Raw genomic sequence first — 26,454 nt, 5'->3', positions numbered from 1 at the left:
TTAGTTTTATATTGTTATTATTCTACTGTATCTTCTTTTTTAGCCTTTGGAGCTTTTTTTACTTTTGGAGCTTCAACTTCTTCAGTTGCTACTTCAACAGTTTCTTTCTTAACAGCAGCTTTCTTTGCTCCTGTTATTGAAATGCCTTCAATTACAATTTGAGTAAGATATTGGCGGTGGCCATTTCTCTTTTTGTATCCTTTTCTTCTTTTCTTTTTGAAAACGATAACTTTATCTCCTTTTAAGTGTTGTAACACTTTAGCCTCTACTGAAGCACCTTCTATAGCTGGGGCGCCTATTGTGATTGTACCTTTATCATCTAACAAATAAACTTTGTCGAAAGAAACTTTAGTTCCTTCTTCATTTGCTAAACGGTGAACGTAAACCTTTAGGTCTTTGCTAACTTTAAATTGTTGCCCTGCTATCTCTACGATTGCATACATAACAAATTGTTTTATTAATTTTTAAGGTTGCAAATATACAACTTAAAACCATTCATACAACAAGTTACTAAAAATGTTTTAAGGAATTTTATTTTTATTATTAAGGAAGTTTTACAGTAAGTAAAATTTACAAATAATTCATTTTTTTGTTAATTTTAATTATAATTTATAAGACTGAAAGAAAAAAAAGTATTTTTGACGTAACAAAATCCTCGACAAGACTACATATCTACTTAGAACAAAAAAGTATTAACCAATGAAAAACATATTAATGACTTTAAGCGCATCACTTATGCTTGGAGGTATCGCAACTGCTCAAAAAGTTACTTTTGAAGAGTACACTTTAAACAATGGCTTACATGTTATTTTGCATAACGACCCATCAGCTCCAACAATCATAACTTCAGTAATGTACCATGTTGGTGCTAAAGACGAACAACCAGACCGAACAGGCTTTGCTCACTTTTTCGAGCATTTATTGTTCGAAGGAACAGAAAACATTAAGCGTGGAGAGTGGATGAAAATTGTTTCTGGAAATGGCGGTACGAATAATGCTAATACTTCTGAAGACAGAACGTATTACTATGAGGTTTTTCCTTCTAATAATTTAGAATTAGGTTTATGGATGGAAGCCGAGCGTATGTTGCATCCAATTATCAATCAAATTGGTGTAGACACTCAAAATGAGGTGGTAAAAGAAGAAAAAAGATTACGTTATGACAATAGTCCTTATGGGCAATTGATTCCTGAGGTTAAGAAACAAATGTTTAAAAATCATCCGTATCGTTGGACAACTATTGGCGCGATGGAGCATTTGGACGCAGCTAAATTAGAAGAATTTCAAGCCTTTAATAAAAAATTCTATATTCCAAATAATGCAGTACTTGTAGTTGCAGGGGATATAAATACGACGCAAACTAAAGAATGGATAGAAAAATATTTTGGAAAAATCCCCAAAGGGACACCAATAAAAAGACAAACTTTTGTTGAAGAACCAATAACGCAAACCATCAATGCTGTTTATGAAGATCCTAACATTCAAATCCCAGCTATTGTAACTACTTATAGAACTCCATCAATGAAAACAAGAGATGCAAGAGTTTTAGATATGATTTCAACAATTCTTAGCGATGGTAAAAGTTCTAGATTGTACAAGAAAATAGTTGATGATAAAAAAATGGCTTTGCAAATTGGTGCTTTTACATACAATCAAGAGGACTACGGAACTTACATTGTATATGGCCTGCCACAATCGCCCTTTACAACAGAAGATGTTTTAAAAGAAATTGATGAAGAAATTGTAAAATTACAAACGGAATTGATTTCTGAAAAAGATTTACAAAAATTACAAAATAAATACGAAAATCAATATGTAAATAGTAATTCTTCAATTGAAGGCGTTGCAGAAAATTTATCTACTTATTATTTATTGTATGGAGATATTAACTTAATTAATACAGAAATAGAAATATACCGTTCTATAACTCGTGAAGAAATTAGGACTATTGCCAAAAAATATTTAAATCCAAACCAAAGATTATTATTAAATTACATCCCATCTAAAGACAAAGCTCAAAACTAACATATACTAATTATGAAAAAATCAATATATATTTTGTCAGGCTTGTTCTTAACTATATTTATGCAAGCACAAATAATCCCTCAGCCAAAACCAGGTCAAGATCCAACTATTAAAATTGGGAAACCAAGAACATTCGAATTAAAAAATGGTTTGAAAGTTTTAGTGGTAGAAAATCACAAATTGCCAAGAGTATCTTTTAGTTTAAGAATTGACAACACCCCCTATGCCGAAGGTGATAAAAAAGGTGTGTCTGATTTAACTAGCGCTTTAATTGGTAGTGGCACCAAAACCATGACCAAAGAAGCATTTAATGAGGAAGTAGATTTTTTAGGAGCGTCAATTAATCTAGAAAACAATGGTGGTTATGCCTCTGGACTTTCAAAATATTACAATAGAATATTAGAATTAATGGCAGATGCTGCTTTAAATTCTGTTTTTACACAAGAAGAATTAGATAAAAATAAAGCTAGATTAATTGAAGGTTTAAAAACTGACGAAAAAAGTGTTGAGGCTGTAGCTTCAAGAGTACAAAATGTTTTAACTTTTGGTAAGTCGCATCCGTCAGGCGAATTCTTAACAGAAGAATCTATAAACAAAGTAACATTAAATGAAGTAATTGCTAATTACAACACCTACTTTGTTCCAGAAAAAGCCTATTTGGTAATAGTGGGTGATGTAAATTTTGATAAAGTCAAAAAACAAGTAGAAACCTTGTTTAACCCTTGGTTAAAAGCGACTGCTCCAAATCTTACCATTTCTGATCCTAAAGATGTACAGTATACTCAAATCAATTTTATTGATATGCCTAACGCGGTTCAATCTAATATTGCAGTTATGAATGTTAGCAATTTAAAAATGACTGACAAAGATTATTTTGCCACGATACTCGCTAATGAAGTTTTAGGAGGTAACTTTAACAGTTATTTAAACATGAATTTACGAGAAAAACACGCTTGGACTTACGGTGCAGGCTCTGGAATTGATGGCAGTAAATATGTATCTACTTTTGGTGCTTATTCTCAAGTAAGAAATGCTGTAACTGATAGTGCAGTAGTCGAATTTTTGAAAGAAATAAAAAGAATTAGAACTGAAAAGGTTTCCGATGAAGATTTAAAAAATGTAAAAGCAAGTTATATTGGTAATTTTGTGATGCAAATAGAAAAGCCTCAAACTATAGCGGGCTATGCTTTAAGAACAAAGACTCAAGGGCTTCCTGAAGATTTTTATGAAAACTACATCAAAAATATTAATGCAGTAACTCCTGAAGATATTATAATAGCGGCTAATAAATATTTCCTTGCCGATAATGCTCGAATTGTAATAGTTGGTAAAGGATCAGAAGTATTACCTGGATTAGAAAAACTTAAAATTCCAATCTTTTATTTTGATAAATACGGAGCCCCTGTAGAAAAGAAAGTCTTAAACAAGACTATTCCTGCAGGTGTTACCGCTAAATCAGTTCTAGATAATTACATCAAAACCATAGGCGGATTAAAAGCACTAAGTGATGTAAAATCTATACTAACCATTTCATCAGGAACCATTCAAGGCGCTCAATTAGAGCTCACCTCAAAAACGACTTCAAGTAATAAAATGCTCAGAGAAATAAAAGCTATGGGAATGTCTATGATGAAGCAAGTGGTAAATGAAAAAGGAGCTTATTTGGTGCAACAAGGACAAAGAAAAGATTTAACTGGCGAAGAATTAACAGAGATGAAAGCTAGCGCCAATACTTTTGATGAATTATCATTATCTAAAAAAGAAGGAATTATCCTAGGAGGTATTGAAGAAATAAATGGCGCTGAAGCCTATGTAATTAAAGACAAAGAATCCCTTTATTATTATGATGTAAAATCAGGTTTAAAAGTTGCAGAGTCTAAAACCTTAGAACAAGAAGGGCAAAAAATAACACAAACCACGAGCTATAGTGACTATAAAGAGGTAAAAGGAATAAAATTCCCTTATAAAATAGTTTTAAATATTGGAATGGAAATTGAATTGACTACAACCGATGTAAAAATTAACGAAGGAGTCTCAGATTCCGATTTTAAATAATTAAAATTCATTTTACTTATAAAGGTTCTCATTTTGGGAGCCTTTTCATTTTTTACTTGATAGATAAATTCCAACTAAAATCACAAAAGCACCCAAAAACTGAATTGGTGTTAGCATTTCATTATCTAATAATCCCCAAAAAAAAGCAACAACTGGAATTAAATAAGTAACAGAAGAAGCAAACACTGGCGAAGACAATTTTATTAGTTTAAAGAAAAGAATATTGGCAATTCCAGTTCCTAAAACCCCTAATATCATTACAAATAATAAAGAATGTTGCACTTTTTCGAGTTGTACAATTTCATAAAAATTAGAAAAACTAAGTATTCCTAATGCTGGAAATATTAAAACGGTAAAGTTCCCTGTTGAAATAGCTAACGGACTCAAATCTGACAAATATTTATTAACCAAATTTACATTTATAGCATAACAAATAGAAGCAATCAGAATCAATATCGCATAGTAGTAATTTTGTTCGGGATGATTTACTGCGCCATTAAATACTAAAAGAATACTGCCAAGCAAACCAATTCCTACTCCAATAATCTGACTTCTTTTAAAATTAAGTCCAAACACTGTAATTCCTAAAATTAAAGCGTTTAATGGCGTTAAAGAGTTAAGAATGGCACTAACAGAACTATCAATTTCTGTTTGAGCAATAGAAAAAAGGTAGGCGGGAATAAAAGTACCAAACAAAGAAGTAATTATTATAAATTTCCATTGCCCTAAAGGTATTTTTGGCAAAGTCCTAAAGCCAATTAGCAATAAAAAGATTGCGGCAAATACAATTCGCAACGAACCTAACTGAAAAGGATTCAGTCCTACTAAACCTCTCTTTATCAATATAAATGAGCTTCCCCAAATGAGCGCAAGAATAAATAAGAAAAACCATTTTGTTTGTTTTGAGCTCATTGTGAAATTTTTACATCAAATTTGTAACAATTTTATGAATTACCACTTCTTTTTTTAGTTATTTTTGTTTTTGATTAATAATGTACTTGAATCTTTAATCTTAAAACCTAAATTATTATGAATTATCTAAAATCAATAGTTGTAATATCTATTTCATTTTTTCTTTTTACAAGTTGCAAAGAAACCAATAGCGGACCTAAAGAAGAAGCTACAGAAAACGCTACACCTGTTGCAAAATTAGAAACGGCAAGTTTCAACATCGAAGGGATGACTTGTGCCATTGGTTGTGCAAAAACAATTGAAAAAGAATTGTCAGAAACTGAAGGTGTTCAAAAAGCATCAGTAGATTTTGACAATAAACTAGCTAAAGTTTCATTTGATGCTTCAAAATTAACTCCAGAGTCTTTAGTTAAAATTGTTGAAGCTACCGCTGACGGAAAAACCTATAAAGTTTCGAATGTAAAAGCGTCAGGAAACAAAGCGATGCTTTTGGTACAAGAACCAGAAAAAGAAAAAAAAGAAGATCAAAAAAAATCCTGCGATTCAGATAGTAAAAAGACTAAAAAAGCTAAAGGGTGTTGTGCAAAGAAAAAGCATTGTGAAAAAGACGATAAAAAAGCATCAACAATGTAATTTTTTTATAAATTTATTTTAAAGAGAACCAAATGGTTCTCTTTTTTATTTCCAGCGCAAACTTTCCATTATTCGTTGCATGTCATTTTTAACATAACTTGCAGCTGGCATAATAGAATCAAAATTAGGCTTGGCGTAAAAATATACAGAGCAATCTAAAAAATGTTTAACACTATCGGTAACATAAAATTGAGCATTTGTAGCTGCATTACCGTTAACTTGATAAAACATACCGTAAACTTTGTTTGTGTTGTTTAAGAACGGTTGTTCTAAAATTCCGTCAGCTTTAATTACATGCTCATAGGTCAGTTTTTGAGCGTCTTTTAAAAGAAGATTAATATTGTTATTTATGGGTTTATAGCTCAAATAAATGGTTGCTTTCATTTTTGGATAATCTATCGTAAAATTACAATCGGGTTTTCCTTTAATTATAGCTTCTGAATTCATATCAAAAGTAAAAGGACATTCGTTTTCAAAATGTGCATATTCCGCTTCAGGATAATCCAATCGCAACTGACTTGAAGGTTTTGGCAACACATCGTTTTTACAACTAAAAACCAAAAAAAAGATTATTGACAATATAGAAAAAGTAATTATTTTTTTATGCATTTTTATTCTAAATTTATTAATTTCTCGAAATTTTAAAAATATAATAGGCTATTATTTCCCCTCCTTCGGAGGGGTTAGGGGAGGTTTATTCAATGGTTACCTTAATTTGTTTGATGCGTTTTTTATCGACAGTCTCAATAGTAAAACGGATTTTTTCAAAATTTATTTTCTGCCCTTTTCTAGGGAAGTTCCCTAAAATTTCTAAAATAAATCCAGCTAAAGTTTCTGCTTCTCCTTTTCTAATTTCAAAAAGTTCTTCATCAACATCAATAATTCTATAGAAATCTTTTAGATTTATTTTTCCTTCAAAAATAAAATTTTTATTGTCTATTTGAGAATAATTTAAGTTTTCAACATCAAATTCATCACTAATATCGCCAACAATTTCTTCAATAATATCTTCTAAAGAAACCAATCCTGAAGTTCCGCCATATTCATCAACTACAATAGCCAAATGACTTTTCATGTTCTGAAAATCTTTTAGTAAATTGTCCAGTTTCTTATTTTCAGGAACAAAAAACGGTTCTCTTAACAATGTTTTCCAATCGAATATTTTTTTGTTAATATGTGGAATTAAATCTTTTACAAACAAAACACCTTCAATATGGTCTATATTATCTTTATAAACTGGAATTCTTGAGAACCCTTTTTCTGTGATTTTAGGTATAATTTCTTCAAATGCTTCGTCGATTTCTAAGGCAAAAATATCAATTCTCGGGCTCATTACTTGTTTGGTATCAGTATTTCCAAACGAAACAATTCCTACTAATATCTTTTGTTCTTCATTAGAAGTTTCTGCCGATGACGTCAATTCTAACGCTTGAGATAATTGATCTACCGAGAAGCTTGATTTTTGTTTGCCAGCCAGCTTTTCATGAAGATAAATCGTCAATGAACGCATAGGGATACTTATTGGCGATAGCAACTTGTCTAATATTGATAATGAGTAAACAAAGAATATAGCGAACTTTATATTGTTTCTGCTTGCATAAACTTTAGGTAAAACTTCACCAAACAATAAGATTAAAAAAGTAACAACAATTACCTCAACTACAAATTTTAGTATTGCAGAAGCGATTGAAGTAAATAAATTTTGACCAATAAATGAAAATAATATGACAACACCAATATTAATAAAATTATTTGCAACCAGTAATGTAGCTAATAATTTTTTGGGTTTCTCTAAAAGTGTTGCAATTATAATAGCTTCTGACGGATGTTTTCTAGAGCATTCGTCTATGTCTTTTGGAGTCAAGGAAAAATAAGCAACTTCAGCAGCAGAAACTAAAGCTGAACAAAAAAGCAATATAAAAATTGCAATAAAACCAAAGAGTAAGTTGGTATCTATGGTTGACAAAAATGAAATACTGGGCTCTGGGTCCAAATTAAAAAGGATTAATTAAACAATTAAAACGGCAAATCATTTTCAGGTAAAGGATTCGTTGGTGCTTCAAAGTTATGGCTTTTTGATTCAGAAGTCGAAATTGACTTTTGGTGTTCTGTATCTTTTTTTGTGGTTAGAAACGTAAACTCAGTAACCTGAATCTCAGTTGTATATTTTGTAGTTCCGTCTTCGGCTTGCCATTGACGAGATTTTATTCGGCCTTCAACAAAAATTTTATCTCCTTTTGATAAATATTTCTCACAAATCTCGGCGGCTTTATTACGAACCACAAGATTATGCCACTCGGTAGAAGTAATTTTCTCTCCTGTAGTTTTATTAATATAAGTTTCATTTGTTGCTAACGGAAACCGCCCAATACAATTTCCTCCATCAAAATAATGCATTTTAATTTCATCGCCTAAATAGCCTATCAACATTACTTTATTTAACGTTCCGCTCATATTGTGTTAATTCTTATATAATTCAAATGTACTAATTTTTAAAACTATTTTTGTTTTTTTCTACAAAATTATAAATCACGATAGGAAAAGGAAACTGCAAAAGTGCTTCATAATCTATTCCGTTTTCAATAATCCCTTTAACATTGACCTTCCAAAACTTAATATGCAAATGTTGGTGCGACAATTTATGAACTTGAGGTATTGTATTTAATTCTGACATTAAAACAATACCATTTTCTACAAATGATTGCTCTTGAATTTGTTTTAAAATAAATTCGAAATCCTCTACTCTTTCAGTTTCAATTAACGGAAATTCATACAAATTATGCCAAATGCCTTTTTCAGAACGTTTTTGAATAATTGTATTCTCCTTCTCATCTAAGAAAACAAAATAATTAAAAAACCGATTTCTAACTTTTAATTTCTTTGATTTTACTGGTAATAAATTGACTTTCTTTTTTTGCAAAGCCAAACAACCTGAATTTAAAACACAACTTAAGCAGTTCGGGCTTTTAGGAACACATTGCAAAGCACCAAATTCCATTATTGCTTGATTGAATAGTGCTGGATTATTTTTGTCCATTAATTCAAAAGCCAAATCAGAAAACTCTTTTTTTGTAGATGCGATTGCAATATCGGTTTCAATATCAAAATAACGTGACAAAACCCGAAACACATTTCCGTCAACAACCGAAACAGCTTCGTTATAGGAAAAAGAAGCAATAGCTGCAGCGGTATATTCACCAATTCCCTTTAACTTTAATAATTCGATATACGATTTTGGAAATACACCATTCATTTCAAAAGCTACTTTTTGAGCCGTTTTGTGCAAATTTCGAGCACGAGAATAATAACCTAAACCCTGCCATAATTTTAAAACCTGCTCTTCAGAAGCATTTGCCAAATCAAAAACAGTAGGGAAAGCAGTTGTAAAAGCATAAAAATAAGGCATTCCTTGCGCCACACGAGTCTGTTGCAACATGATTTCTGACAGCCAAATGAAGTATGGATTTTGGTTATTTCGCCAAGGCAAATCGCGCTTGTTTTGTAAATACCATTTGGTTAAGGAGTTAGTAAAATTCATTAGTTATTTATTGGTTAACAAAAGTATATCTTTATGTAATTAAATTTTAATGAATTAGGTTGATTAATTGTTTTTTAAATTCATATATTTGCAACCTCAAAAAAATATCACTCAATATAAAATACGAAAGAAAATGACGAAAGCAGATATCGTAGCAAAAATTTCAGAAAAATTAGGCCTTGAAAAAGGAGATGTTCAAGCAACCGTTGAAACATTCATGGAAGAAGTAAAAAACTCTCTTGAAACAGGAGATAATGTTTACTTAAGAGGTTTTGGTAGTTTTATCATCAAAACAAGAGCAGAAAAAACAGGTAGAAATATTTCTAAAAATACAACTATCAAAATTCCGGCACACAACATCCCAGCATTTAAACCTGCAAAAGTGTTTGTAGAAGGAGTAAAAACAAATAACGAAGCAAAATAAAAATATTTATTAATCACAAAATCACCAACTATGCCAAGTGGTAAAAAAAGAAAAAGACATAAGGTAGCTACGCACAAACGTAAAAAAAGAGCGAGAGCTAACCGTCACAAAAAGAAAAAGTAGTCTAAAAACTACTTTTTTCTTTTTAACCGTTCATTGAAATTGAAAGTTAGTCATCAGTGTTCAGTATTTAGTGCTCAGTCAGCTGCTCGCTGAATACTGCAAACTGCACACTAATTTTCCTCGGGTACAATACCTGTAAAATTATTGTTTAATCCATCCTTGCTGAAGTTAGAAGTTGGAAGTTAGAAGTTAGAAGTTTTGTACAATTATAAAAACTTGAAACTTAAAACTTGAAACCTAAAACAAACAGTTCGGATAAAAATGTACAGCATGAATAAAGAATTAATCATCAGATCAAGTTCTGAAGCCGTAGATTTTGCCTTATTAAAAGATGGAAAACTAATTGAATTACACAAAGAACAAGAAACAAGCAAATTCCAAGTTGGCGATATTTTTATTGCTAAAATCAGGAAACCTGTTGCTGGATTAAATGCTGCTTTTGTAAATGTAGGCTTCGAAAAAGATGCTTTTTTACATTATCACGATTTAGGTCCTAATCTTGCTTCTCAACTGAAATTCATAAAACTTGTAAGCGCAGGTAAATTAAAAGATTTCTCCCTAAAAAACTTTCAGTTTGAAAAAGAGATTGATAAAGATGGTACAGTAGCAAATGTCTTAAATGCCAATCAATCTATTTTAGTACAAGTTGTAAAAGAACCTATTTCAACCAAAGGACCAAGAATTAGCTCTGAGCTATCCCTTGCCGGAAGATTTATTGTTCTTGTCCCCTTCTCTGACCGAGTTTCTATTTCTCAAAAAATAGAAGAAAAAGGAGAAAAAGACCGACTTAAAAAATTAGTACAATCAATCAAACCAAAAGGATTTGGTGTTATTGTTCGCACAGTAGCCGAAGGCAAAAGCACAGTAGAATTAGAAAAAGATTTGCAGAACCTGTTAGACAGATGGACTGCAATGTGTAAAAAATTACCAACTGCTCATCATCCGTCAAAAGTTTTAGGAGAGCTCAACAGAGCTTCTTCGATACTAAGAGACGTTTTTAACGATACCTTCAGTGGTGTTTTTATAGATGACGAAGAGTTGTACAACGAAACCAAGGACTATGTTCAAGAAATAGCGCCTTCAAAACAATCAATTGTTAAGTTTTATCAATCTAATGACACTCCTATTTTTGAGAAGTTCAACATAGAGAGACAAATCAAGACTTCTTTTGGGAAAACGGTTTCCATGAGCAAAGGGGCTTACCTTATTATAGAACATACTGAAGCGTTGCACGTTATAGACGTAAACAGCGGCAACCGTTCTAATAAAGCCACCAATCAGGAAGACACCGCCATGGAAGTAAATATGATTGCCGCTGCAGAAATCGCCAGACAATTGCGTTTGCGAGATATGGGCGGAATTATAGTCATTGATTTTATCGACATGTCGAATCCAGAAAACAGAAAAGTATTATTCGACTTCCTTAGAGAAGAAATGAATGATGATAAAGCCAAGCACAAAATCTTACCTCCGAGTAAATTTGGATTAGTTCAGATTACAAGACAAAGAGTAAGACCAGAAGTAAACATAAAAACTAGAGAAGAAGATCCAAACAATATTGAAGGCGAAATTGAAGCGCCAATTTTAATTATTGATAAAATTACTTCCGATTTAGAACGAATTTTAAAAACCCACAATAAAGTGATTCTTAATGTTCACCCCTTTGTGGCTGCATACCTCAGTAAAGGTTTTCCATCATTACGTTCAAAATGGTTTTTTGAACATAAAAAATGGGTGAAAATCATACCACGTGACGCTTACACGTATTTAGAATATCATTTCTACGACAAAAAAGGAAATGTTATTACAGAATAAAACAAAAACCGTCCCGATAGCTATCGGGACGGTTTTTTTATGGCTTAAATTTATGCTATTTACTCCGGATCATTCATTTTAAAAGTGTCCATAAATGCTGTAGTATAATCGCCTTCAACATATTTTGGATCATCCATTAATTGTCTGTGAAACGGAATGGTAGTTTTAATTCCTTCTATAACAAATTCATCTAGGGCTCTTTTCATTTTATTAATAGCTTCTTGACGCGTTTGTGCTGTAGTAATGAGCTTTGCAATCATCGAATCATAGTTTGGCGGAATAGAATATCCTGAATAAACGTGAGTGTCTAATCGAACGCCATGACCCCCTGGAGTGTGCAAAGTGGTAATTTTTCCTGGTGAAGGACGAAAATCATTATAAGGATCTTCGGCATTAATTCTGCATTCTATAGCGTGTAATTGCGGTAAATAATTTTTTCCAGAAATTGGCACACCCGCAGCAACAAGTATTTGCTCTCTAATTAAATCATAGTCAATTACTTGCTCAGTGATAGGGTGTTCTACTTGAATACGTGTATTCATTTCCATGAAGTAGAAATTTCTGTGTTTGTCGACTAAAAACTCTACAGTTCCTGCACCTTCGTATTTTATAAACTCAGCGGCTTTTACGGCTGCTAGTCCCATTCTATCTCTTAATTCATCAGTCATGAAAGGAGAAGGGGTTTCTTCAGTTAATTTTTGATGACGACGTTGAACGGAACAATCTCTTTCAGATAAATGACACGCTTTTCCGTAGGCATCACCAACAACCTGAATTTCTATATGTCTAGGCTCTTCTATTAATTTCTCTAAATACATTCCGTCATTTCCAAAAGCAGCAGCAGATTCTTGACGAGCACTTTCCCATGCTTTCAGTAATTCTTCTTTCTTCCAAACAGCGCGCATCCCTTTTCCTCCTCCTCCAGCAGTAGCTTTTAACATTACTGGATAACCAAATTCGTCTGCAATGCTTTCTGCCTGTTCATACGACTCTAAAATCCCTTCCGATCCTGGCACACAAGGTACACCCGCGGCTTTCATTGTAGCTTTAGCAGATGCTTTATCTCCCATTCTATCAATCATTTCTGGAGATGCTCCAATGAACTTTATACCGTGTTCCTGACAAATTTTAGAAAATTTAGCGTTTTCTGAAAGAAAACCATACCCAGGATGAATAGCATCTGCATTAGTAATTTCAGCCGCAGCAATAATATTAGACATCTTTAAGTAGGACAAATTACTTGGTGGTGGACCAATACAAACAGCTTCATCAGCAAATTTAACATGCAAACTTTCAGCATCGGCAGTAGAGTAAACGGCAACAGTTTTAATTCCCATTTCTCTACAAGTACGAATAATACGAAGCGCAATTTCTCCTCTATTGGCAATCAATATTTTTTTAAACATCTTTTTATTAGATTTTTTGATTTATTAGATTACTATGTAGATTTATGGATGTCAATGAAATCCTAAATCTAAATTCCTAAATCTTAAATTAAGACGGATCTACTAAAAATAAAGGTTGGTCAAATTCTACGGGAGACATATCATCTACAAGAATTTTAACAATTTTACCTGAAACTTCAGATTCTATTTCGTTAAAAAGTTTCATAGCTTCAATTACACAAAGCACATCGCCTTTTGCAATTGTATTACCTACTTCTGTAAACATTGGTTTATCTGGCGATGGTTTTCTATAAAATGTTCCAATGATAGGTGATTTTATAGTAATATATTTTGAATTGTCATCTGCAGCAACTGGAACCGCGGCTACGGGAGCAACTGGAGCGATTTGTTGAGGAACTGCCTGTTGTAAAACATTTTGAGCTGGCATTTGTTGTACATAAGTAACATCTGATGAATTACCTTCTAGTGTCGTTCTAATGGTAATTTTTACATCTCCTGTTTCTAATTTTACTTCAGCAACTCCTGAATTTGCTACAAACTTGATTAGATTTTGAATTTCTTTTATGTCCATAATAATTTAGTTTTTTATTTATTATTTGTTATATGCCCATTTTAAATAAACAGAACCCCAAGTAAACCCTCCTCCAAAAGCAGCAAAAATAAGATTGTCTCCTTTTTTAAATTTATCTTCGAAATCGCTCAATAATAATGGTAAAGTGGCTGAAGTGGTATTTCCGTATCTTTGTATATTAATCAAAACTTTTTCTTCTTCGAGTTCCATTCTTCCTGATGTTGCATCAATAATTCGTTTATTGGCTTGGTGAGCAATTAACCAATTTACGTCGTCTTTGGTGAGATTATTTCGTTTCATTATTTGTTCGCTTACATCAGCCATTCCCATAACTGCGTATTTAAAAACGGTTTTCCCGTCTTGATAAATAAAATGCTGTCTGTTCTCAACCGTTTCTTTTGATGAAGGAAGTATTGATCCTCCTGCATCAATTTTTAAATATTCACGACCTATTCCATCGCTTTTTAAAATTTCATCTTGTAGTCCTAATCCTTCATAGTTAGGCTCAAACAATGCGGCACCTGCTCCGTCTCCAAAAATAATACATGTTGCTCTATCAGTATAATCTAAAATAGAGGACATTTTATCTGCTCCAATTAACAACACTTTTTTATATTTTCCAGACTGTACATATGCAGAAGCTGCTGACATTCCGTATAAAAATCCTGAACAAGCTGCTTGAATATCGAATCCAAAAGCATTTGTTGCACCTATTTGAGTAGCGACAAAAACTGCAGTTGCTGCAACAGGCAAATCTGGTGTGGCAGTAGCAACAAGTACTAAATCTATATCTAAAGGATTTACATTTCCTCTTTGTAATAAATCTTTTGCAGCTTTGATACAGAGATAGGAAGTGCCTAGTCCGTCACCTTTTAACACTCGCCTTTCTTTAATTCCAGTACGAGAAGTGATCCATTCATCGTTAGTTTCTACCATTTTCTCTAGTTCAGAATTGGTAAGAACGAAATCCGGTACATAACCTCCAACAGCGGTTATAGCGGCAGTAATTGTACTCATAATTTTTAAAATTTTCTAACGAAAAATTAAATATTCATTAGAGGTGGAAATTACAAAAAAAAATTAAATCAATTCGTTTTATAAACGCTTATTTAGCTAAAAATAGAGACAACAAAAAAACCCCCACAATAGTGAGAGTTTCTGTATATTCTATAGAAAAATATTAAGCAAGTGCAACAGTTGACTTATCAACAACTACTTGACCTCTGTAGTACATTTTTCCTTCATGCCAATATGCTCTGTGATATAAATGAGCTTCTCCAGTTATTGGACAAGTAGCTATTTGTGCTACTGTAGCTTTGTAGTGAGTTCTTCTCTTATCTCTTCTTGTTTTCGAGATTTTTCTTTTAGGATGTGCCATTTTACTATATTATTTATCCGTTAATAGTTTTTTTAATTTGTCCCAACGCGGGTAAGTATTCTCTTCTTGTATTACTTCTTTTTTTTCATTACCTGACAACTCTTTTAGCTTGTCAAGAACTGGTGTTTTTAAACTACCATCTTTTATACCAGGATGAACTCGTTTAAGAGGAACAGAGAGTACAATCATTTCATAAACATATTGCGATATATCTATTTGATGTTCTCCATGTGGTAATATTAACAACTCCTCATTATCGTCATTAAATTCTTCTCCAAAATTAACTATCAAGTTGATTTTTCCTTTTATGGGCAAATCAAACATCTCATTTGTCAAATCACAAGACACATGAATGGTTCCTTTATGCTTAAAAGCCAACTCCATTAAGGTGCTTTTTTTTTCTAAAACAACATTTACTTTGATATTTGAACTTTCAAATTCATCATAATCAAAGTTTGCAAAGAACGTATTATCTACCTGATATTCAAACTGATGTTTTCCTAATTTTAATCCTACAAAAGGAATCAAATATTCATTTAACTTCTTCATTTCAACAACAATTTTCCGAATGATTCGGGAGCGCAAAGATATAAAATTATTAGATATTCAAAAGTGTTGAATACATTTTTTTATCTATTATTTTTTTCTTCTTGTTTTTCCCTTATTTTCATGGGGTTAACACTGATTTCATTGTATCTATTTCTGGAACTATAAATATCTAAAGCTAAATAAACAGCTTCCTTAAATGAATTGAAATCAGCCATATTTTTTCCTGCAATTTCATAAGCTGTTCCATGGTCTGGAGAAGTTCTAATTTTGCTTAACCCTGCTGTGTAATTGACTCCTTTGCCAAAAGATAGCGTTTTAAAAGGAATTAATCCTTGATCATGATAAACCGCGATAACTGCGTCGTACTTCTCGTATTGGTTGTTACCGAAAAAACCATCGGCAGCAAAAGGCCCAAAAACCAATGTTCCTTTTTCAAATATTTTTTTTATTGTAGGCTTTATTATTTCTTCGTCTTCCTTTCCAATTACTCCGCCGTCGCCTGCATGGGGGTTTAATCCTAAAACTGCTATTTTAGGCTTGTTAATACTAAAATCTTGAATCAATGCTTTTTTTACTGTTTCAATTTTTTGAATAATTAATGATTCCGTTAAATGTTTTGCTACTTCATTTACTGGAATATGATCCGTTAACAAACCCACTCTCAAATTGTCTTGAACCATTAGCATCAATGCATTTCCATCTAACTCTTGATTTAAATAATCAGTATGCCCAGGAAACTTAAAATCTTCGGATTGAATGTTGTATTTATTTATTGGAGCTGTTACTAAAACATCTATTAACCCTTCTTTTAAAGCTTTTGTTGCAGCAACAAATGATTTTATGGCGTGTTTTCCAACAATATCGTTATTCACTCCAAAATTCAAATCAATTGGTTCTCTCCAAACATTCAAAACATTTATTTTACCTAAAGCGAGTTGATCTAATCGATCTATTCCGTGCAGAATTGAATTCGAATTAAATGTTTTCTTTACAAAAGAAAGAATTTTTACATTGGCAAAAATAACGGGCGTACACAATTCTAACATTCGGGCGTCTTCGAAAGTCTTTAGTACCACTTCGCTTCCAATACCGTTTAAATCTCCAATTGAAATTCCAACAATTATATTTTCTGCATTTTTTATCATGACATCAGGTTATTTATTGCTAATTTTGAGGAGCAAATTTAGTAAAATAAAACAACAATGTTTACAGGAATTATAGAAACACTTGGTATCATCCAAGAAATTAAAAAAGAAAATACTAATCTCCATATTACCATACGATCTTCGCTTGTTGATGAATTTAAAATAGACCAAAGTGTTGCTCACAATGGAGTTTGTCTTACTGTAGTTGCTATTACTGAAGATAATTATACAGTAACTGCAATACACGAAACAATAATGAAAACAAATTTATCAGATTGGAAAACTGGCGATATTGTAAATCTAGAAAGAGCGATGAAGCTAGGTGATCGATTAGACGGTCATATTGTGCAGGGACATGTAGACCAAACAGGAACTTGTAAATCAATTGCAGAAATGAACGGAAGTTGGTATTTTACTTTTGAATACGATGAAAAATTAAATAATATAACAATAGAAAAAGGTTCTATTACAGTTAATGGAGTAAGTTTAACGGTTGTAAATTCTAAGGAAAATGAATTTAGTGTCGCTATTATTCCTTATACCTACGAACATACTAATTTTAAAAATTTTAAAATTGGCACAATAATAAACCTTGAATTTGATGTTATAGGAAAATATGTAAGACGTCTTTATTCAATAAAAATTTAAAGTAAAAAAGACTCCAATTTATAAAGGCGTTTTCTTATTTATTTTTAAATTATTTATTTTATACAGCCCAAAAATTATAGCGATAAAAAGCAATGCTAAAACACTGCCATCAATAGGTAAACCTGGCGGTGGTGGAATTCCGGGAGGCGGTGGTCCTTTAGGCCCAGCAAAAGCTGAAGCAGTAAGAAAAACCAAAACGCCTAAAATGCTATTTGGGGGTATTCTCATAGATGTAAAAGTAATTAAAAAAAGTTTTTGTTAAACTTTTTTTTAATAATTTATAAATAAGCTAATTCAAACGCCAAATTATAACTAATATCAAAAAAACGATTGGTTATTTGTATGCAGACATAACATAAGTTTTAGTTACAGTTAAAAGAAAAAAATTAAATTAGCCAGCATTATTGAAAAAAAAGACTCCTAAAAAGGAGTCTTTTGTGGTCCCACTTGGAATCGAACCAAGCACCTACTGATTATGAGTCAGTTGCTCTAACCGAATGAGCTATAGGACCAATTGTACTTCACTGAAATTTTATTTTATATTGGTGTTCAGTGAATAAAGCTAGAGCTTTATTTGAGGTTGCAATATTAGTACTATTTTTATTTTTCTGCAACTATTTCTTGTCCGGATTTTTAGATTTCTATATTTTTAGATTTTTATGTTCTCGAAATCCTTGATTTTTATTGTTTTGTAAAATCTTAGCCTAAGAAAAACGAATTAAACAATCTCTTGACACAATTCTATCAAAACTCCATTTGTAGTTTTTGGATGTAGAAAAACCACTAATTTATTATCGGCCCCTTTTTTTGGGATTTCATTAAGCACAACAAATCCCTCTTTTTTTAATCTTTCTATTTCCGAAAAAATATCTTCTACTTCAAAAGCAATATGGTGAATTCCTTCTCCTTTTTTTTCGATGAATTTTGCGATGGGGCTATCCGGATTAGTAGCTTCTAATAATTCTATTTTATTAGGACCATTTCTGAAAAAAGAGGTTTTTACACCCTCACTAGCCACTTCTTCTTGTTTGTAGGCTGACACTCCGAAGAGTTTTTCGAAAAGCAAATTCGAAACTTCTAAATCTTTTACAGCAATTCCTATATGTTCTATTTTTTTCATCTTTTGACTAATTTTATTTAAAGCTTATAAGGTATTTGTAAAAATACAAATTTTAAAACTATTGAAATTGAAAAGTATAATAAACTACCTCAGGGCAGAGCCCAGAAGTTTTATAAAAACACAGATTTCACAAATTTGCACAGAAAAATGGGTGTTAATTTGTGAAATCTGTGTCAAAAAATCGAAGCAGAGCTTCGAAGAATTAAACCTAAAGAGATTAAATTAAACAACAATGATATCCTAAATTTAAACTTTGCACCTTTGTGGCTTTGTGGCTGTAAAAAAATTGTATTTTTGCAACATGGAAACAAATAGACAGAAAAAAATAGGCGGAGTTATTCAAAAAGATTTAGTGGATATTCTGCAAGGTGAAGTGAGAAAAAACGGAATTTCAAATTTGATAATTTCAGTATCCAAAGTTAGTGTTACGACAGATCTATCGGTTGCAACTGTACATTTAAGTATATTTCCACAAGAAAAAGCAAAAGAAACATTAGCTGCCATCAAGTCGAATGCTATTTTAATAAAACACGATTTATCGCAACGCGTTCGGTTGCAATTGCGTAAAGTGCCCAACTTAACTTTTTTTATTGACGACTCGTTAGACTATATCGAAAAAATCAATAACGCTTTAAGCAATAGAGAGAATCCTATAGAAAATCGTGAACTTCTAGAAAAACGAAAAAAAATCTAACTTGAATTTTTCGTTATACATCGCTAAGCGTTACATTTTTAGTAAAAGCAAGAATAATGCAATTAACATTATTAACAGAATTGCATCTGCTGGAATTGTAATTGGAGCCATGGCGTTGTTTGTTGTTTTATCAGTTTTTAGCGGATTAAAAGATTTTAGTTTGTCCTTTAGTAATAATTTTGATCCTGATTTGAAAGTTTTGGCTGTAAAAGGCAAATCTTTCATAATATCTAAAGAACAAGAACTACAATTACTGAAACTAGAAGGTATCGCCGCTAAAAGCAAAATTATCGAAGAGCGGGTGTTGTTTATGTTCAATGGCAAAGAAGAAGTTGCTGTTCTTAAAGGTGTTGATAGCGTTTACAGTCAAGTAAATGATGTAAAAAAAACACTGTTCAACGGGCAATGGCTCAAACCAGAAACCTATCAAGTAGTAGTTGGTTACGGAATTTCTGAAAAATTATCTTTAGGATTATTCGATTTTAACAGCCAATTGGAAGTTTTTGTGCCTAAATCTGGAAAAGGCACGATAGAAAATCCTGCTGAAGCATTTAATAAATCGACTATTTTTCCGGTTGGAATTTATGCTATTAATGAGGATTTAGACTCTAAATATGTTTTTGCTGATATTGGTTTAGCACAAGAATTGTTAGAATACAAACCCAATCAAGTTTCAGGAATTGAACTCAAACTAAAACCAAATGTTGATGAGGCTAAGTTAAAAAAACAACTCGAAGCTATTTTTAATAATAAAGTCATTTTAAAAAACAGAGCGCAACTTAATGATAGTTTGTATAAAATGCTCAATACTGAAAATACTGCGGTATATTTAATTTTTACACTCGTAATTATTTTAACCTTATTTACACTTGCTGGAGCCATAATCATGATGATTCTAGACAAAAAAGCAAATCTAAAGACACTATATAATCTTGGGACAGAAGTAAAAGATTTACAGAAAATTTTCTTGCTTCAGGGAGTACTATTAACCACTTTTGGCGGGTTAATTGGGTTGCTTTTAGGAATAATTATTGTGGTTATTCAACAATATTTTCAACTCATAATGATAACACCATCGCTTGCTTATCCTGTAGTTTTTAATCTTCAGAATGTAGTTGTGGTTTTAGCAACTATTTTCAGTTTGGGACTTATTGCTTCATGGATTGCAAGTAGTAGAGTGAGTAAAAAATTGTTAGATTAAATTATTTTAAACAACTTGATAACCAGCATACACTTCATCAATCTCGTCCAGGGTTCTAAAAAGCTCATCAGGATGATCTAGTGTAACCAATTGTTGTTTGAATGGTTTAAAAGAATGAATACCTTTGAAATAATTAGTATAATGCGGACGCGTTTCTACAATTCCGAGTCTTTCTCCTTTCCATTGCATAGCCCAAGTGAGATGATTGCGTACTGCTTCTACACGATCTACAACAGTTGGTTTCGGCAAATGTTCTCCGGTTTTGAAAAAATGTTTTATTTCGTCAAAAATCCAAGGATAACCAATGGCAGCTCGACCTATCATTATGCCATCGATGCCGTATTTATTTTTATATTCTAATGCTTTTTCGGGTGAATCAATATCACCATTACCAAAAATAGGCATGGTGATTCTAGGATTATTTTTTACTCGGGCAATATGAGACCAATCTGAATGACCTTTATACATTTGTGCACGCGTTCTGGCGTGAATACTCAAAGCAGCTACTCCAATGTCTTGCAAACGCTCGGCAACCTCATCAATATTGATAGAATTTTCATCCCAACCCAAACGGGTTTTTACTGTAACTGGTAAATGGGTGCTGTCGATAACGGCTTGAGTAAGGCGAATCATTAAATCGACATCTTTCAAAACTCCAGCGCCAGCGCCTTTACAAACGACTTTCTTTACTGGACAACCAAAATTAATGTCAATTATGTCAGGATTTACTGTAGAAACAATTTTAGAAGAAAGTGCCATTGCTTCTTCGTCTCCACCAAAAATTTGAATTCCAACTGGTCTTTCGTAGTCGAAAATATCTAATTTCATTCGGCTTTTGATGGCGTCGCGAATTAATCCTTCAGAGGAAATAAATTCGGAGTACATCAAATCAGCTCCGTGCTGTTTGCACAACCTACGAAATGGCGGATCACTCACATCTTCCATAGGCGCGAGAAGTAACGGAAAATCAGGAAGTTCTATGTTGCCAATTTTTATCAACGGAATTTTTTTGCAAAGATAGCGGTTTCTATGAGAATAGAAAAAAGATAAAAGAATAAAGACTAGATTCGGTTATTTGAAACTGTTGAATTTAAACTATATTTGCAGATTAATTGCGTGAGGGATAAAAGCGACATCCTTTTGTAAAGCGGTAGCGAAACAAAAGATAAAGCGGATAGCCCGACGGCTTTTTCTGCCGGCACGCCCATCCGAGGCAAAGCCGAACGGAGCGAAGCTAAAAAACTGACATACATAGAGAATGACATGCGAAGCATTGCATGTTTCAAAAAAAAATAATATTCATTTTACATGAAACACATAAGAAATTTTTGCATTATTGCACACATTGATCACGGAAAAAGCACACTTGCCGATAGACTTCTTGGTGCTACACAAACGGTTACTGCTCGTGAAGAAAAAGCGCAATTGCTTGATAACATGGACTTGGAGCGCGAACGTGGGATTACTATCAAAAGTCACGCGATTCAAATGGAGTATAAATACAAAGGGGAAGATTATATCCTGAATTTGATTGACACTCCTGGACATGTCGATTTTTCGTATGAAGTTTCTCGTTCGATTGCGGCTTGTGAGGGCGCACTTTTGATTGTGGATGCTGCGCAAAGTATTCAGGCACAAACGATTTCTAATTTGTATTTGGCATTGGAAAACGACCTGGAAATTATTCCTGTTTTGAATAAAGTGGATTTACCGAGTGCCAATCCTGAAGAAGTAAGTGATGATATTATTGATTTATTAGGTTGTAAACTAGAAGATATTATTCACGCATCAGGGAAAACTGGTTTTGGAGTCGAAAATATTTTGGCTGCCATCATTGAGAAAATTCCACCGCCAAAAGGCAATATTGATGAACCATTACAGGCGTTGATTTTTGATTCGCATTACAATCCGTTTCGTGGAATTGAGGTTATTTTTCGTGTAAAAAATGGAGAAATCAGAAAAGGTCAGAAAATTAAATTTATGGCTACTGGAAATGAATATTTTGCGGACGAAATTGGCACATTAAAATTGAACCAAGTTCCAAAAAATGTTATTTCGGCTGGAGATGTGGGTTATTTGATTTCAGGAATTAAAGAGGCGAAAGAAGTAAAAGTAGGTGACACACTAACAGATGCTAAAACGCCAACAACAAATATGATTACGGGTTTCGAAGACGTAAAACCAATGGTTTTTGCAGGAATTTATCCGGTTGATACAGAAGATTATGAAGAGTTGAGAGCTTCAATGGAAAAACTACAATTGAACGATGCCTCACTAGTGTTTTTGCCAGAAAGTTCGGCGGCTTTAGGCTTTGGTTTTCGTTGTGGATTCTTGGGAATGTTGCACATGGAAATCATCCAAGAACGATTAGAACGCGAATTCGACATGACGGTAATAACTACCGTTCCCAACGTTTCCTATTTGGCTTACACCAAAAAAGACCCAGAAACTCCTTTTATAGTTAACAATCCTTCGGATTTGCCAGAACCCTCTCGTTTAGACAGAGTAGAAGAACCGTTTATAAAAGCAACAATTATCACTAAAGCCGATTTTGTAGGTAACGTAATGAGTTTGTGTATCGAAAAACGTGGGGTTATAACCAACCAAACGTATTTAACGACAGAAAGAGTCGAATTGAATTTCGATATGCCATTGGCCGAAATTGTATTCGATTTTTACGATAGATTAAAAACGGTTTCTAAAGGATATGCTTCGTTTGATTATTCACCAATTGGAATGCGAACTTCTAAATTAGTAAAACTAGACGTGCTATTAAATGCACAGTCTGTTGATGCACTTTCTGCTTTGATTCACGAAAGTAATGCTTATAACATTGGTAAAAAAATGTGTGAGAAATTGCGTGAATTGATTCCGAGACAACAATTTGATATTCCGATTCAGGCCGCAATTGGGGCTAAAATTATTGCTCGTGAAACGATAAAAGCCTTACGTAAAGATGTTACTGCCAAATGTTATGGTGGAGATATTTCTCGTAAGCGTAAACTGCTGGAAAAACAGAAAAAAGGTAAAAAACGTATGCGATTGGTTGGGAATGTTGAGATTCCACAAGAAGCTTTTATGGCGGTTTTGAAGTTGAATGATTAAAATTTAGAGTTTAGATTTTTAGATAAAAGACGAATAGATAATAGACAAACCCGATAACGAAAGTTGTTGGGTTTTTTGTGTAAATTTGTCTAATAGTATTTATTAATTTTTGCTACAAAAAATAATTCTTCAATAAGGACATACATTGTATTTTAAACGTTAATGAAACATTACTATTTTAAAAAAAAATTCAATTCTATTGCTTTCTTAGATTAATTCCATTTATTCTTGTTAAGATTGCTGTTGCCTTAGGCATTTATGAAACGATTTAATCTTTTAGGAAATTTAAAGCATAAATTTTATAATAATTTTTTCACTAACTTTGTTTTTATGGAAACTATAAAATTAAATATCGATTTAAATGTCAATCAATTGATTGAAGCCGTTAAGCAACTTTCTCCTAAAGATAGATTGAAAGTGAATGATGCTATTTGGAATGAAGATATGGAGATTCCTGATGAACATCAAAGAATTGTTTTAGATCGAATTGCAAAAGCAAAAAAAAATCCCGAGAGACTTTTAGATTGGGATGAGGTTTCTAAAACACTTTAAGGACTTGAAATTTCATCTAAAAATAGATATTGAGGCTTTAAATGACATTCAAGAAACTTTTGAATGGTATGAAGAACAATTGAAAGGTTTGGGTTTGCGCTATAAAATCCAAGCTAAAAAGCAAATCAATTTATTAAAAAAAGACCCTTATTTATTTAGCATAAAATACAACGAAATTAGATGTAGAAAAATAGAAAAATTTCCTTTCTTGATCCATTATTTGTTTAACGAAAACACAAATACCGTTACTGTTTTTGCAGTTTTTCATACTTCAAGAAGTCCGAAAATCTGGTATAAAAGACAATAATAGTTAAATTTTTGAATACGTAATCCTACTTCTTTCCCAACCACTCAAACAATCGTTTCGCGTCTTCCGCTTTAAACAATTGTGTACCTTCGTTCATAGTTGCTGCAGAGCCGCAGGCAACACCCCATTGCACGACTTCTTTTAAACTTTTGTTTTGTGATAATGCCCAAGTCATAGCGCCAACCATACTATCGCCGGCTCCTACGGTACTTTTCTTAACTACATTAGGAGCAGCCACAAATTCGGTTTGATCTTTTGTAACTAATACTGCACCTTGTGGTCCTAGAGAAACAACTACTATTTCCGCGCTTCCTTTTTCAATTAGTTTTTTGGCTGCAGCTTCTACTTCCTCCATTTCTAGTTTTTCGACACCTATAAGTTTGGCTAATTCTCCTACATTTGGTTTTACTAAATAGACTCCGGTTTCAAGTGCTTTTTGTAAAGCCTCTCCTGAAGTATCTACTATTATTTTGGTGTTAAATGGCTTTACCTTATCAATAATTATCTGGTAAAAATCTGCCGATAATCCTTCGTTTAAACTACCGCTCAAAACCAAATATTTCGGTTTTAAATCGATAATGGTTTTAAAAATCGTTTCTTTCTCAGTATTTGAAATTGAATCTCCTGTAAACCCAAAACGGTATTGCGAATTGGTATTATCATCAACAGCCACAAAACTTTCTCTGGTCCAGTTTTGGGTGGCTATGGTTTTATATTCGATGTCTTCTTTTTCTACTAATTTTTCAAGCATTTCGCCTGTTGGACCACCTGAAGTAAAGATGCATAAGGATTCACCACCCAAACGTGAAATTGCTTTCGACACGTTAATTCCGCCACCGCCAGCATCGTATCGTGGCGATTCGCATCGAATTTTTTGTTCAGGAACCAATCCTCTAAAACGAGTACTTTTATCAAGTGCTGGATTAACAGTTATTGTTACGATGTCGAATGTTTTCATTTCTAAAAATATTTTTTTGAACGGTATAAATTTAAAGATAATTGCTACTCTCAACCCATAAAAATAGGTAATTTTCTACCGCAAAGATACAAAGGTGCAAAGTTTTAATTTTTCTTTGTGGCTTTGTGACTTCGTGGCAATTTTATTTCACAAAAAGCCTTCTGTTCTTCGTACATTTGCAACTTTAAAATACAAATTACAATGATTGAAGATAAATCCCCACAACGAACTAGCATTGCACAATTAGGTGAATTTGGACTTATAGACCATTTAACTGCTAACTTTACTATAAACCAACCTTCTACTATAAAAGGAATCGGAGATGATGCAGCTATTTTAGATTTCAAAGATAAAAAAGTAGTGATTTCTACTGATTTACTGATTGAAGGAGTTCATTTCGATTTGGCTTATATGCCATTGAAACACTTAGGATATAAAGCCGTTGTTGTTAATATTTCAGACATTTGTGCCATGAATGCAAAAGCAACGCAAATTACGGTTTCTATAGCGGTTTCTAATCGTTTTCCTTTAGAAGCTTTAGACGAATTGTTTTCAGGAATTACGCTTGCTGCCAATGAATATAAAATAGATGTTATAGGTGGTGATACGACTTCATCACAAAAAGGATTAATTATTAGCATAACTGCTATTGGCGAGGCAGATGAATCCGAAATCGTATATAGAAATGGTGCCATGCATACTGATTTATTAGTGGTAACAGGAGACATTGGTTCGGCTTATATGGGATTACAAGTTTTAGAACGGGAGAAACAAGTTTTTCAAGTAAACCCAAATTCACAACCTGATTTAGATGCCTATACTTATATTATTGAACGCCAACTAAAACCAGAAGCCCGAAAAGACGTTCGCACTTTATTACATGCTTTAGAAATAAAACCAACCTCAATGATTGACATTTCTGACGGATTATCATCAGAAATTATGCATTTGTGTAAACAATCGGGCGTGGGTTGTAACTTATATGAAGACAAATTACCACTAGATCCGCAATTGATAAATGTTTGTGAAGAATTTAATATTGATTCTACAACTGTTGCTATTAATGGCGGCGAAGATTATGAATTGCTTTTTACAATTGCCATTGAAGATTTTGATAAAATTAAAGGGAATCCGAATTTTACGATTATTGGTCACATGACAAAAGAAAGCGAAGGAATTCATTTAATTACTCGAGCTGACACTAAAATTCCTTTAAAAGCTCGAGGTTGGAACGCAATAAGTGAAGAGTAAACGGAATAAAAAAGCGAAATCACTTAAATAGAATTGTCGCTTTT

At 32.7% G+C, this 26,454-nt stretch carries 28 protein-coding genes and 1 tRNA gene; 12 read left to right on the top strand and 17 right to left on the bottom strand.

Annotated elements, in window-relative coordinates:
* Nucleotides 1–17 precede the first annotated feature (17 nt).
* Nucleotides 18–443 carry a 50S ribosomal protein L21 gene (rplU, locus tag ACFQ0S_RS01875; RefSeq protein ID WP_379752617.1) on the bottom strand — a complete coding sequence of 142 codons (426 nt, stop codon included), beginning with the start codon at nt 441–443 and terminating at the stop codon, nt 18–20.
* A 256-nt stretch (nt 444–699) separates the two neighbouring features.
* Between rplU and ACFQ0S_RS01870 the strand changes: the two genes are divergently transcribed.
* Both ACFQ0S_RS01870 and ACFQ0S_RS01865 read left to right on the top strand, forming a co-directional pair.
* Nucleotides 700–2,025, top strand: coding sequence for a M16 family metallopeptidase (locus ACFQ0S_RS01870; RefSeq protein WP_379752615.1), 1,326 nt, complete (start codon nt 700–702; stop codon nt 2,023–2,025).
* A gap of 12 nt (nt 2,026–2,037) precedes the next feature.
* On the top strand, nt 2,038–4,080 hold the full coding sequence (locus ACFQ0S_RS01865; protein ID WP_379752613.1) for a M16 family metallopeptidase: 2,043 nt from the start codon (nt 2,038–2,040) through the stop codon (nt 4,078–4,080).
* 45 nt (nt 4,081–4,125) lie between these two features.
* Here the strand turns inward: ACFQ0S_RS01865 and ACFQ0S_RS01860 are convergent, their stop codons facing one another.
* On the bottom strand, nt 4,126–4,992 hold the full coding sequence (locus ACFQ0S_RS01860) for a DMT family transporter (RefSeq protein ID WP_379752611.1): 867 nt from the start codon (nt 4,990–4,992) through the stop codon (nt 4,126–4,128).
* 117 nt (nt 4,993–5,109) lie between these two features.
* Between ACFQ0S_RS01860 and ACFQ0S_RS01855 the strand changes: the two genes are divergently transcribed.
* Entirely contained in the window at nt 5,110–5,625 is a 516-nt protein-coding gene (locus ACFQ0S_RS01855) for a heavy-metal-associated domain-containing protein (RefSeq protein ID WP_379752609.1), read from the top strand.
* Nucleotides 5,626–5,670: 45 nt separating this feature from the next.
* Here the strand turns inward: ACFQ0S_RS01855 and gldD are convergent, their stop codons facing one another.
* The 4 genes from gldD to mutY all read right to left on the bottom strand — a co-directional run bounded on the left by gldD (nt 5,671) and on the right by mutY (nt 9,163).
* Nucleotides 5,671–6,234, bottom strand: a complete 564-nt coding sequence (gldD, locus tag ACFQ0S_RS01850) for a gliding motility lipoprotein GldD (RefSeq protein WP_379752607.1) — start codon at nt 6,232–6,234, stop codon at nt 5,671–5,673.
* Between the two features lie 85 nt (nt 6,235–6,319).
* Nucleotides 6,320–7,618 carry a gliding motility-associated protein GldE gene (locus ACFQ0S_RS01845; RefSeq protein WP_379752605.1) on the bottom strand — a complete coding sequence of 433 codons (1,299 nt, stop codon included), beginning with the start codon at nt 7,616–7,618 and terminating at the stop codon, nt 6,320–6,322.
* Nucleotides 7,619–7,641: 23 nt separating this feature from the next.
* On the bottom strand, nt 7,642–8,079 hold the full coding sequence (locus ACFQ0S_RS01840) for a single-stranded DNA-binding protein (RefSeq protein WP_379752603.1): 438 nt from the start codon (nt 8,077–8,079) through the stop codon (nt 7,642–7,644).
* 31 nt (nt 8,080–8,110) lie between these two features.
* A complete protein-coding gene (mutY, locus tag ACFQ0S_RS01835) occupies nt 8,111–9,163 on the bottom strand; it encodes an A/G-specific adenine glycosylase (protein ID WP_379752601.1) in 1,053 nt (350 codons plus the stop codon).
* A gap of 106 nt (nt 9,164–9,269) precedes the next feature.
* Here mutY and ACFQ0S_RS01830 point away from each other — a divergent pair, with 106 nt between their 5' ends.
* Together ACFQ0S_RS01830 and ACFQ0S_RS01825 are read left to right on the top strand one after the other, a co-directional pair.
* On the top strand, nt 9,270–9,587 hold the full coding sequence (locus ACFQ0S_RS01830) for an HU family DNA-binding protein (RefSeq protein WP_262714079.1): 318 nt from the start codon (nt 9,270–9,272) through the stop codon (nt 9,585–9,587).
* Nucleotides 9,588–9,980: 393 nt separating this feature from the next.
* The gene (locus tag ACFQ0S_RS01825; RefSeq protein ID WP_379752599.1) at nt 9,981–11,525 is read left to right on the top strand and encodes an Rne/Rng family ribonuclease; all 1,545 of its coding nucleotides are present in this window, start codon (nt 9,981–9,983) and stop codon (nt 11,523–11,525) included.
* Between the two features lie 59 nt (nt 11,526–11,584).
* On the opposite strand, the gene accC is transcribed toward ACFQ0S_RS01825, so the two are convergent.
* The 6 genes from accC to pdxA all read right to left on the bottom strand — a co-directional run bounded on the left by accC (nt 11,585) and on the right by pdxA (nt 16,574).
* The gene (accC, locus tag ACFQ0S_RS01820) at nt 11,585–12,931 is read right to left on the bottom strand and encodes an acetyl-CoA carboxylase biotin carboxylase subunit (RefSeq protein ID WP_379752597.1); all 1,347 of its coding nucleotides are present in this window, start codon (nt 12,929–12,931) and stop codon (nt 11,585–11,587) included.
* Nucleotides 12,932–13,019: 88 nt separating this feature from the next.
* Nucleotides 13,020–13,502 (bottom strand): acetyl-CoA carboxylase biotin carboxyl carrier protein, encoded by a 483-nt coding sequence (gene accB / locus ACFQ0S_RS01815; protein WP_151107256.1) that lies wholly within the window; start codon nt 13,500–13,502, stop codon nt 13,020–13,022.
* Nucleotides 13,503–13,523: 21 nt separating this feature from the next.
* Complete coding sequence (locus ACFQ0S_RS01810) at nt 13,524–14,519, bottom strand: beta-ketoacyl-ACP synthase III (protein ID WP_379752594.1); 996 nt, start codon at nt 14,517–14,519, stop codon at nt 13,524–13,526.
* Between the two features lie 163 nt (nt 14,520–14,682).
* Complete coding sequence (gene rpmF / locus ACFQ0S_RS01805; RefSeq protein WP_151107258.1) at nt 14,683–14,880, bottom strand: 50S ribosomal protein L32; 198 nt, start codon at nt 14,878–14,880, stop codon at nt 14,683–14,685.
* A 9-nt stretch (nt 14,881–14,889) separates the two neighbouring features.
* Nucleotides 14,890–15,429 (bottom strand): YceD family protein, encoded by a 540-nt coding sequence (locus ACFQ0S_RS01800; protein WP_379752592.1) that lies wholly within the window; start codon nt 15,427–15,429, stop codon nt 14,890–14,892.
* A gap of 80 nt (nt 15,430–15,509) precedes the next feature.
* Nucleotides 15,510–16,574 (bottom strand): 4-hydroxythreonine-4-phosphate dehydrogenase PdxA, encoded by a 1,065-nt coding sequence (gene pdxA / locus ACFQ0S_RS01795; RefSeq protein ID WP_379752590.1) that lies wholly within the window; start codon nt 16,572–16,574, stop codon nt 15,510–15,512.
* Nucleotides 16,575–16,631: 57 nt separating this feature from the next.
* Between pdxA and ACFQ0S_RS01790 the strand changes: the two genes are divergently transcribed.
* Complete coding sequence (locus ACFQ0S_RS01790) at nt 16,632–17,222, top strand: riboflavin synthase (protein ID WP_379752588.1); 591 nt, start codon at nt 16,632–16,634, stop codon at nt 17,220–17,222.
* 18 nt (nt 17,223–17,240) lie between these two features.
* Here the strand turns inward: ACFQ0S_RS01790 and ACFQ0S_RS01785 are convergent, their stop codons facing one another.
* The 3 genes from ACFQ0S_RS01785 to mce all read right to left on the bottom strand — a co-directional run bounded on the left by ACFQ0S_RS01785 (nt 17,241) and on the right by mce (nt 18,342).
* Complete coding sequence (locus ACFQ0S_RS01785; RefSeq protein ID WP_379752586.1) at nt 17,241–17,450, bottom strand: hypothetical protein; 210 nt, start codon at nt 17,448–17,450, stop codon at nt 17,241–17,243.
* 210 nt (nt 17,451–17,660) lie between these two features.
* Nucleotides 17,661–17,734, bottom strand: a tRNA-Ile gene (locus ACFQ0S_RS01780).
* A gap of 206 nt (nt 17,735–17,940) precedes the next feature.
* Nucleotides 17,941–18,342 (bottom strand): methylmalonyl-CoA epimerase, encoded by a 402-nt coding sequence (gene mce, locus ACFQ0S_RS01775; protein ID WP_379752584.1) that lies wholly within the window; start codon nt 18,340–18,342, stop codon nt 17,941–17,943.
* 301 nt (nt 18,343–18,643) lie between these two features.
* Here mce and rbfA point away from each other — a divergent pair, with 301 nt between their 5' ends.
* Nucleotides 18,644–19,036, top strand: a complete 393-nt coding sequence (gene rbfA / locus ACFQ0S_RS01770; protein WP_151107234.1) for a 30S ribosome-binding factor RbfA — start codon at nt 18,644–18,646, stop codon at nt 19,034–19,036.
* A gap of 1 nt (nt 19,037) precedes the next feature.
* Nucleotides 19,038–20,237: an ABC transporter permease gene (locus ACFQ0S_RS01765; RefSeq protein WP_379752582.1), complete on the top strand. Its 1,200-nt coding sequence runs from the start codon at nt 19,038–19,040 to the stop codon at nt 20,235–20,237.
* A gap of 6 nt (nt 20,238–20,243) precedes the next feature.
* Here the strand turns inward: ACFQ0S_RS01765 and dusB are convergent, their stop codons facing one another.
* Nucleotides 20,244–21,236 carry a tRNA dihydrouridine synthase DusB gene (gene dusB, locus ACFQ0S_RS01760; protein ID WP_379752580.1) on the bottom strand — a complete coding sequence of 331 codons (993 nt, stop codon included), beginning with the start codon at nt 21,234–21,236 and terminating at the stop codon, nt 20,244–20,246.
* Nucleotides 21,237–21,545: 309 nt separating this feature from the next.
* Here dusB and lepA point away from each other — a divergent pair, with 309 nt between their 5' ends.
* From lepA to ACFQ0S_RS01745, 3 genes are all read left to right on the top strand, one after another.
* Nucleotides 21,546–23,342: a translation elongation factor 4 gene (lepA, locus tag ACFQ0S_RS01755; protein ID WP_379752578.1), complete on the top strand. Its 1,797-nt coding sequence runs from the start codon at nt 21,546–21,548 to the stop codon at nt 23,340–23,342.
* A 330-nt stretch (nt 23,343–23,672) separates the two neighbouring features.
* Nucleotides 23,673–23,894 carry an addiction module protein gene (locus tag ACFQ0S_RS01750; protein ID WP_379752577.1) on the top strand — a complete coding sequence of 74 codons (222 nt, stop codon included), beginning with the start codon at nt 23,673–23,675 and terminating at the stop codon, nt 23,892–23,894.
* A gap of 4 nt (nt 23,895–23,898) precedes the next feature.
* Nucleotides 23,899–24,201: a type II toxin-antitoxin system RelE/ParE family toxin gene (locus tag ACFQ0S_RS01745; protein ID WP_379752575.1), complete on the top strand. Its 303-nt coding sequence runs from the start codon at nt 23,899–23,901 to the stop codon at nt 24,199–24,201.
* A 25-nt stretch (nt 24,202–24,226) separates the two neighbouring features.
* On the opposite strand, the gene ACFQ0S_RS01740 is transcribed toward ACFQ0S_RS01745, so the two are convergent.
* The gene (locus tag ACFQ0S_RS01740; RefSeq protein ID WP_379752574.1) at nt 24,227–25,159 is read right to left on the bottom strand and encodes a 1-phosphofructokinase family hexose kinase; all 933 of its coding nucleotides are present in this window, start codon (nt 25,157–25,159) and stop codon (nt 24,227–24,229) included.
* Between the two features lie 201 nt (nt 25,160–25,360).
* Here ACFQ0S_RS01740 and thiL point away from each other — a divergent pair, with 201 nt between their 5' ends.
* A complete protein-coding gene (gene thiL / locus ACFQ0S_RS01735; RefSeq protein ID WP_379752572.1) occupies nt 25,361–26,410 on the top strand; it encodes a thiamine-phosphate kinase in 1,050 nt (349 codons plus the stop codon).
* The last annotated feature ends 44 nt before the right edge of the window (nt 26,411–26,454 follow it).

The sequence above is a fragment of the Flavobacterium myungsuense genome (assembly GCF_042677265.1).
Lineage (GTDB): Bacteria > Bacteroidota > Bacteroidia > Flavobacteriales > Flavobacteriaceae > Flavobacterium > Flavobacterium myungsuense.
The sequence above is the reverse complement of the archived record's forward strand: the minus strand, read 5'-3'. Positions and strand labels throughout refer to the sequence as shown.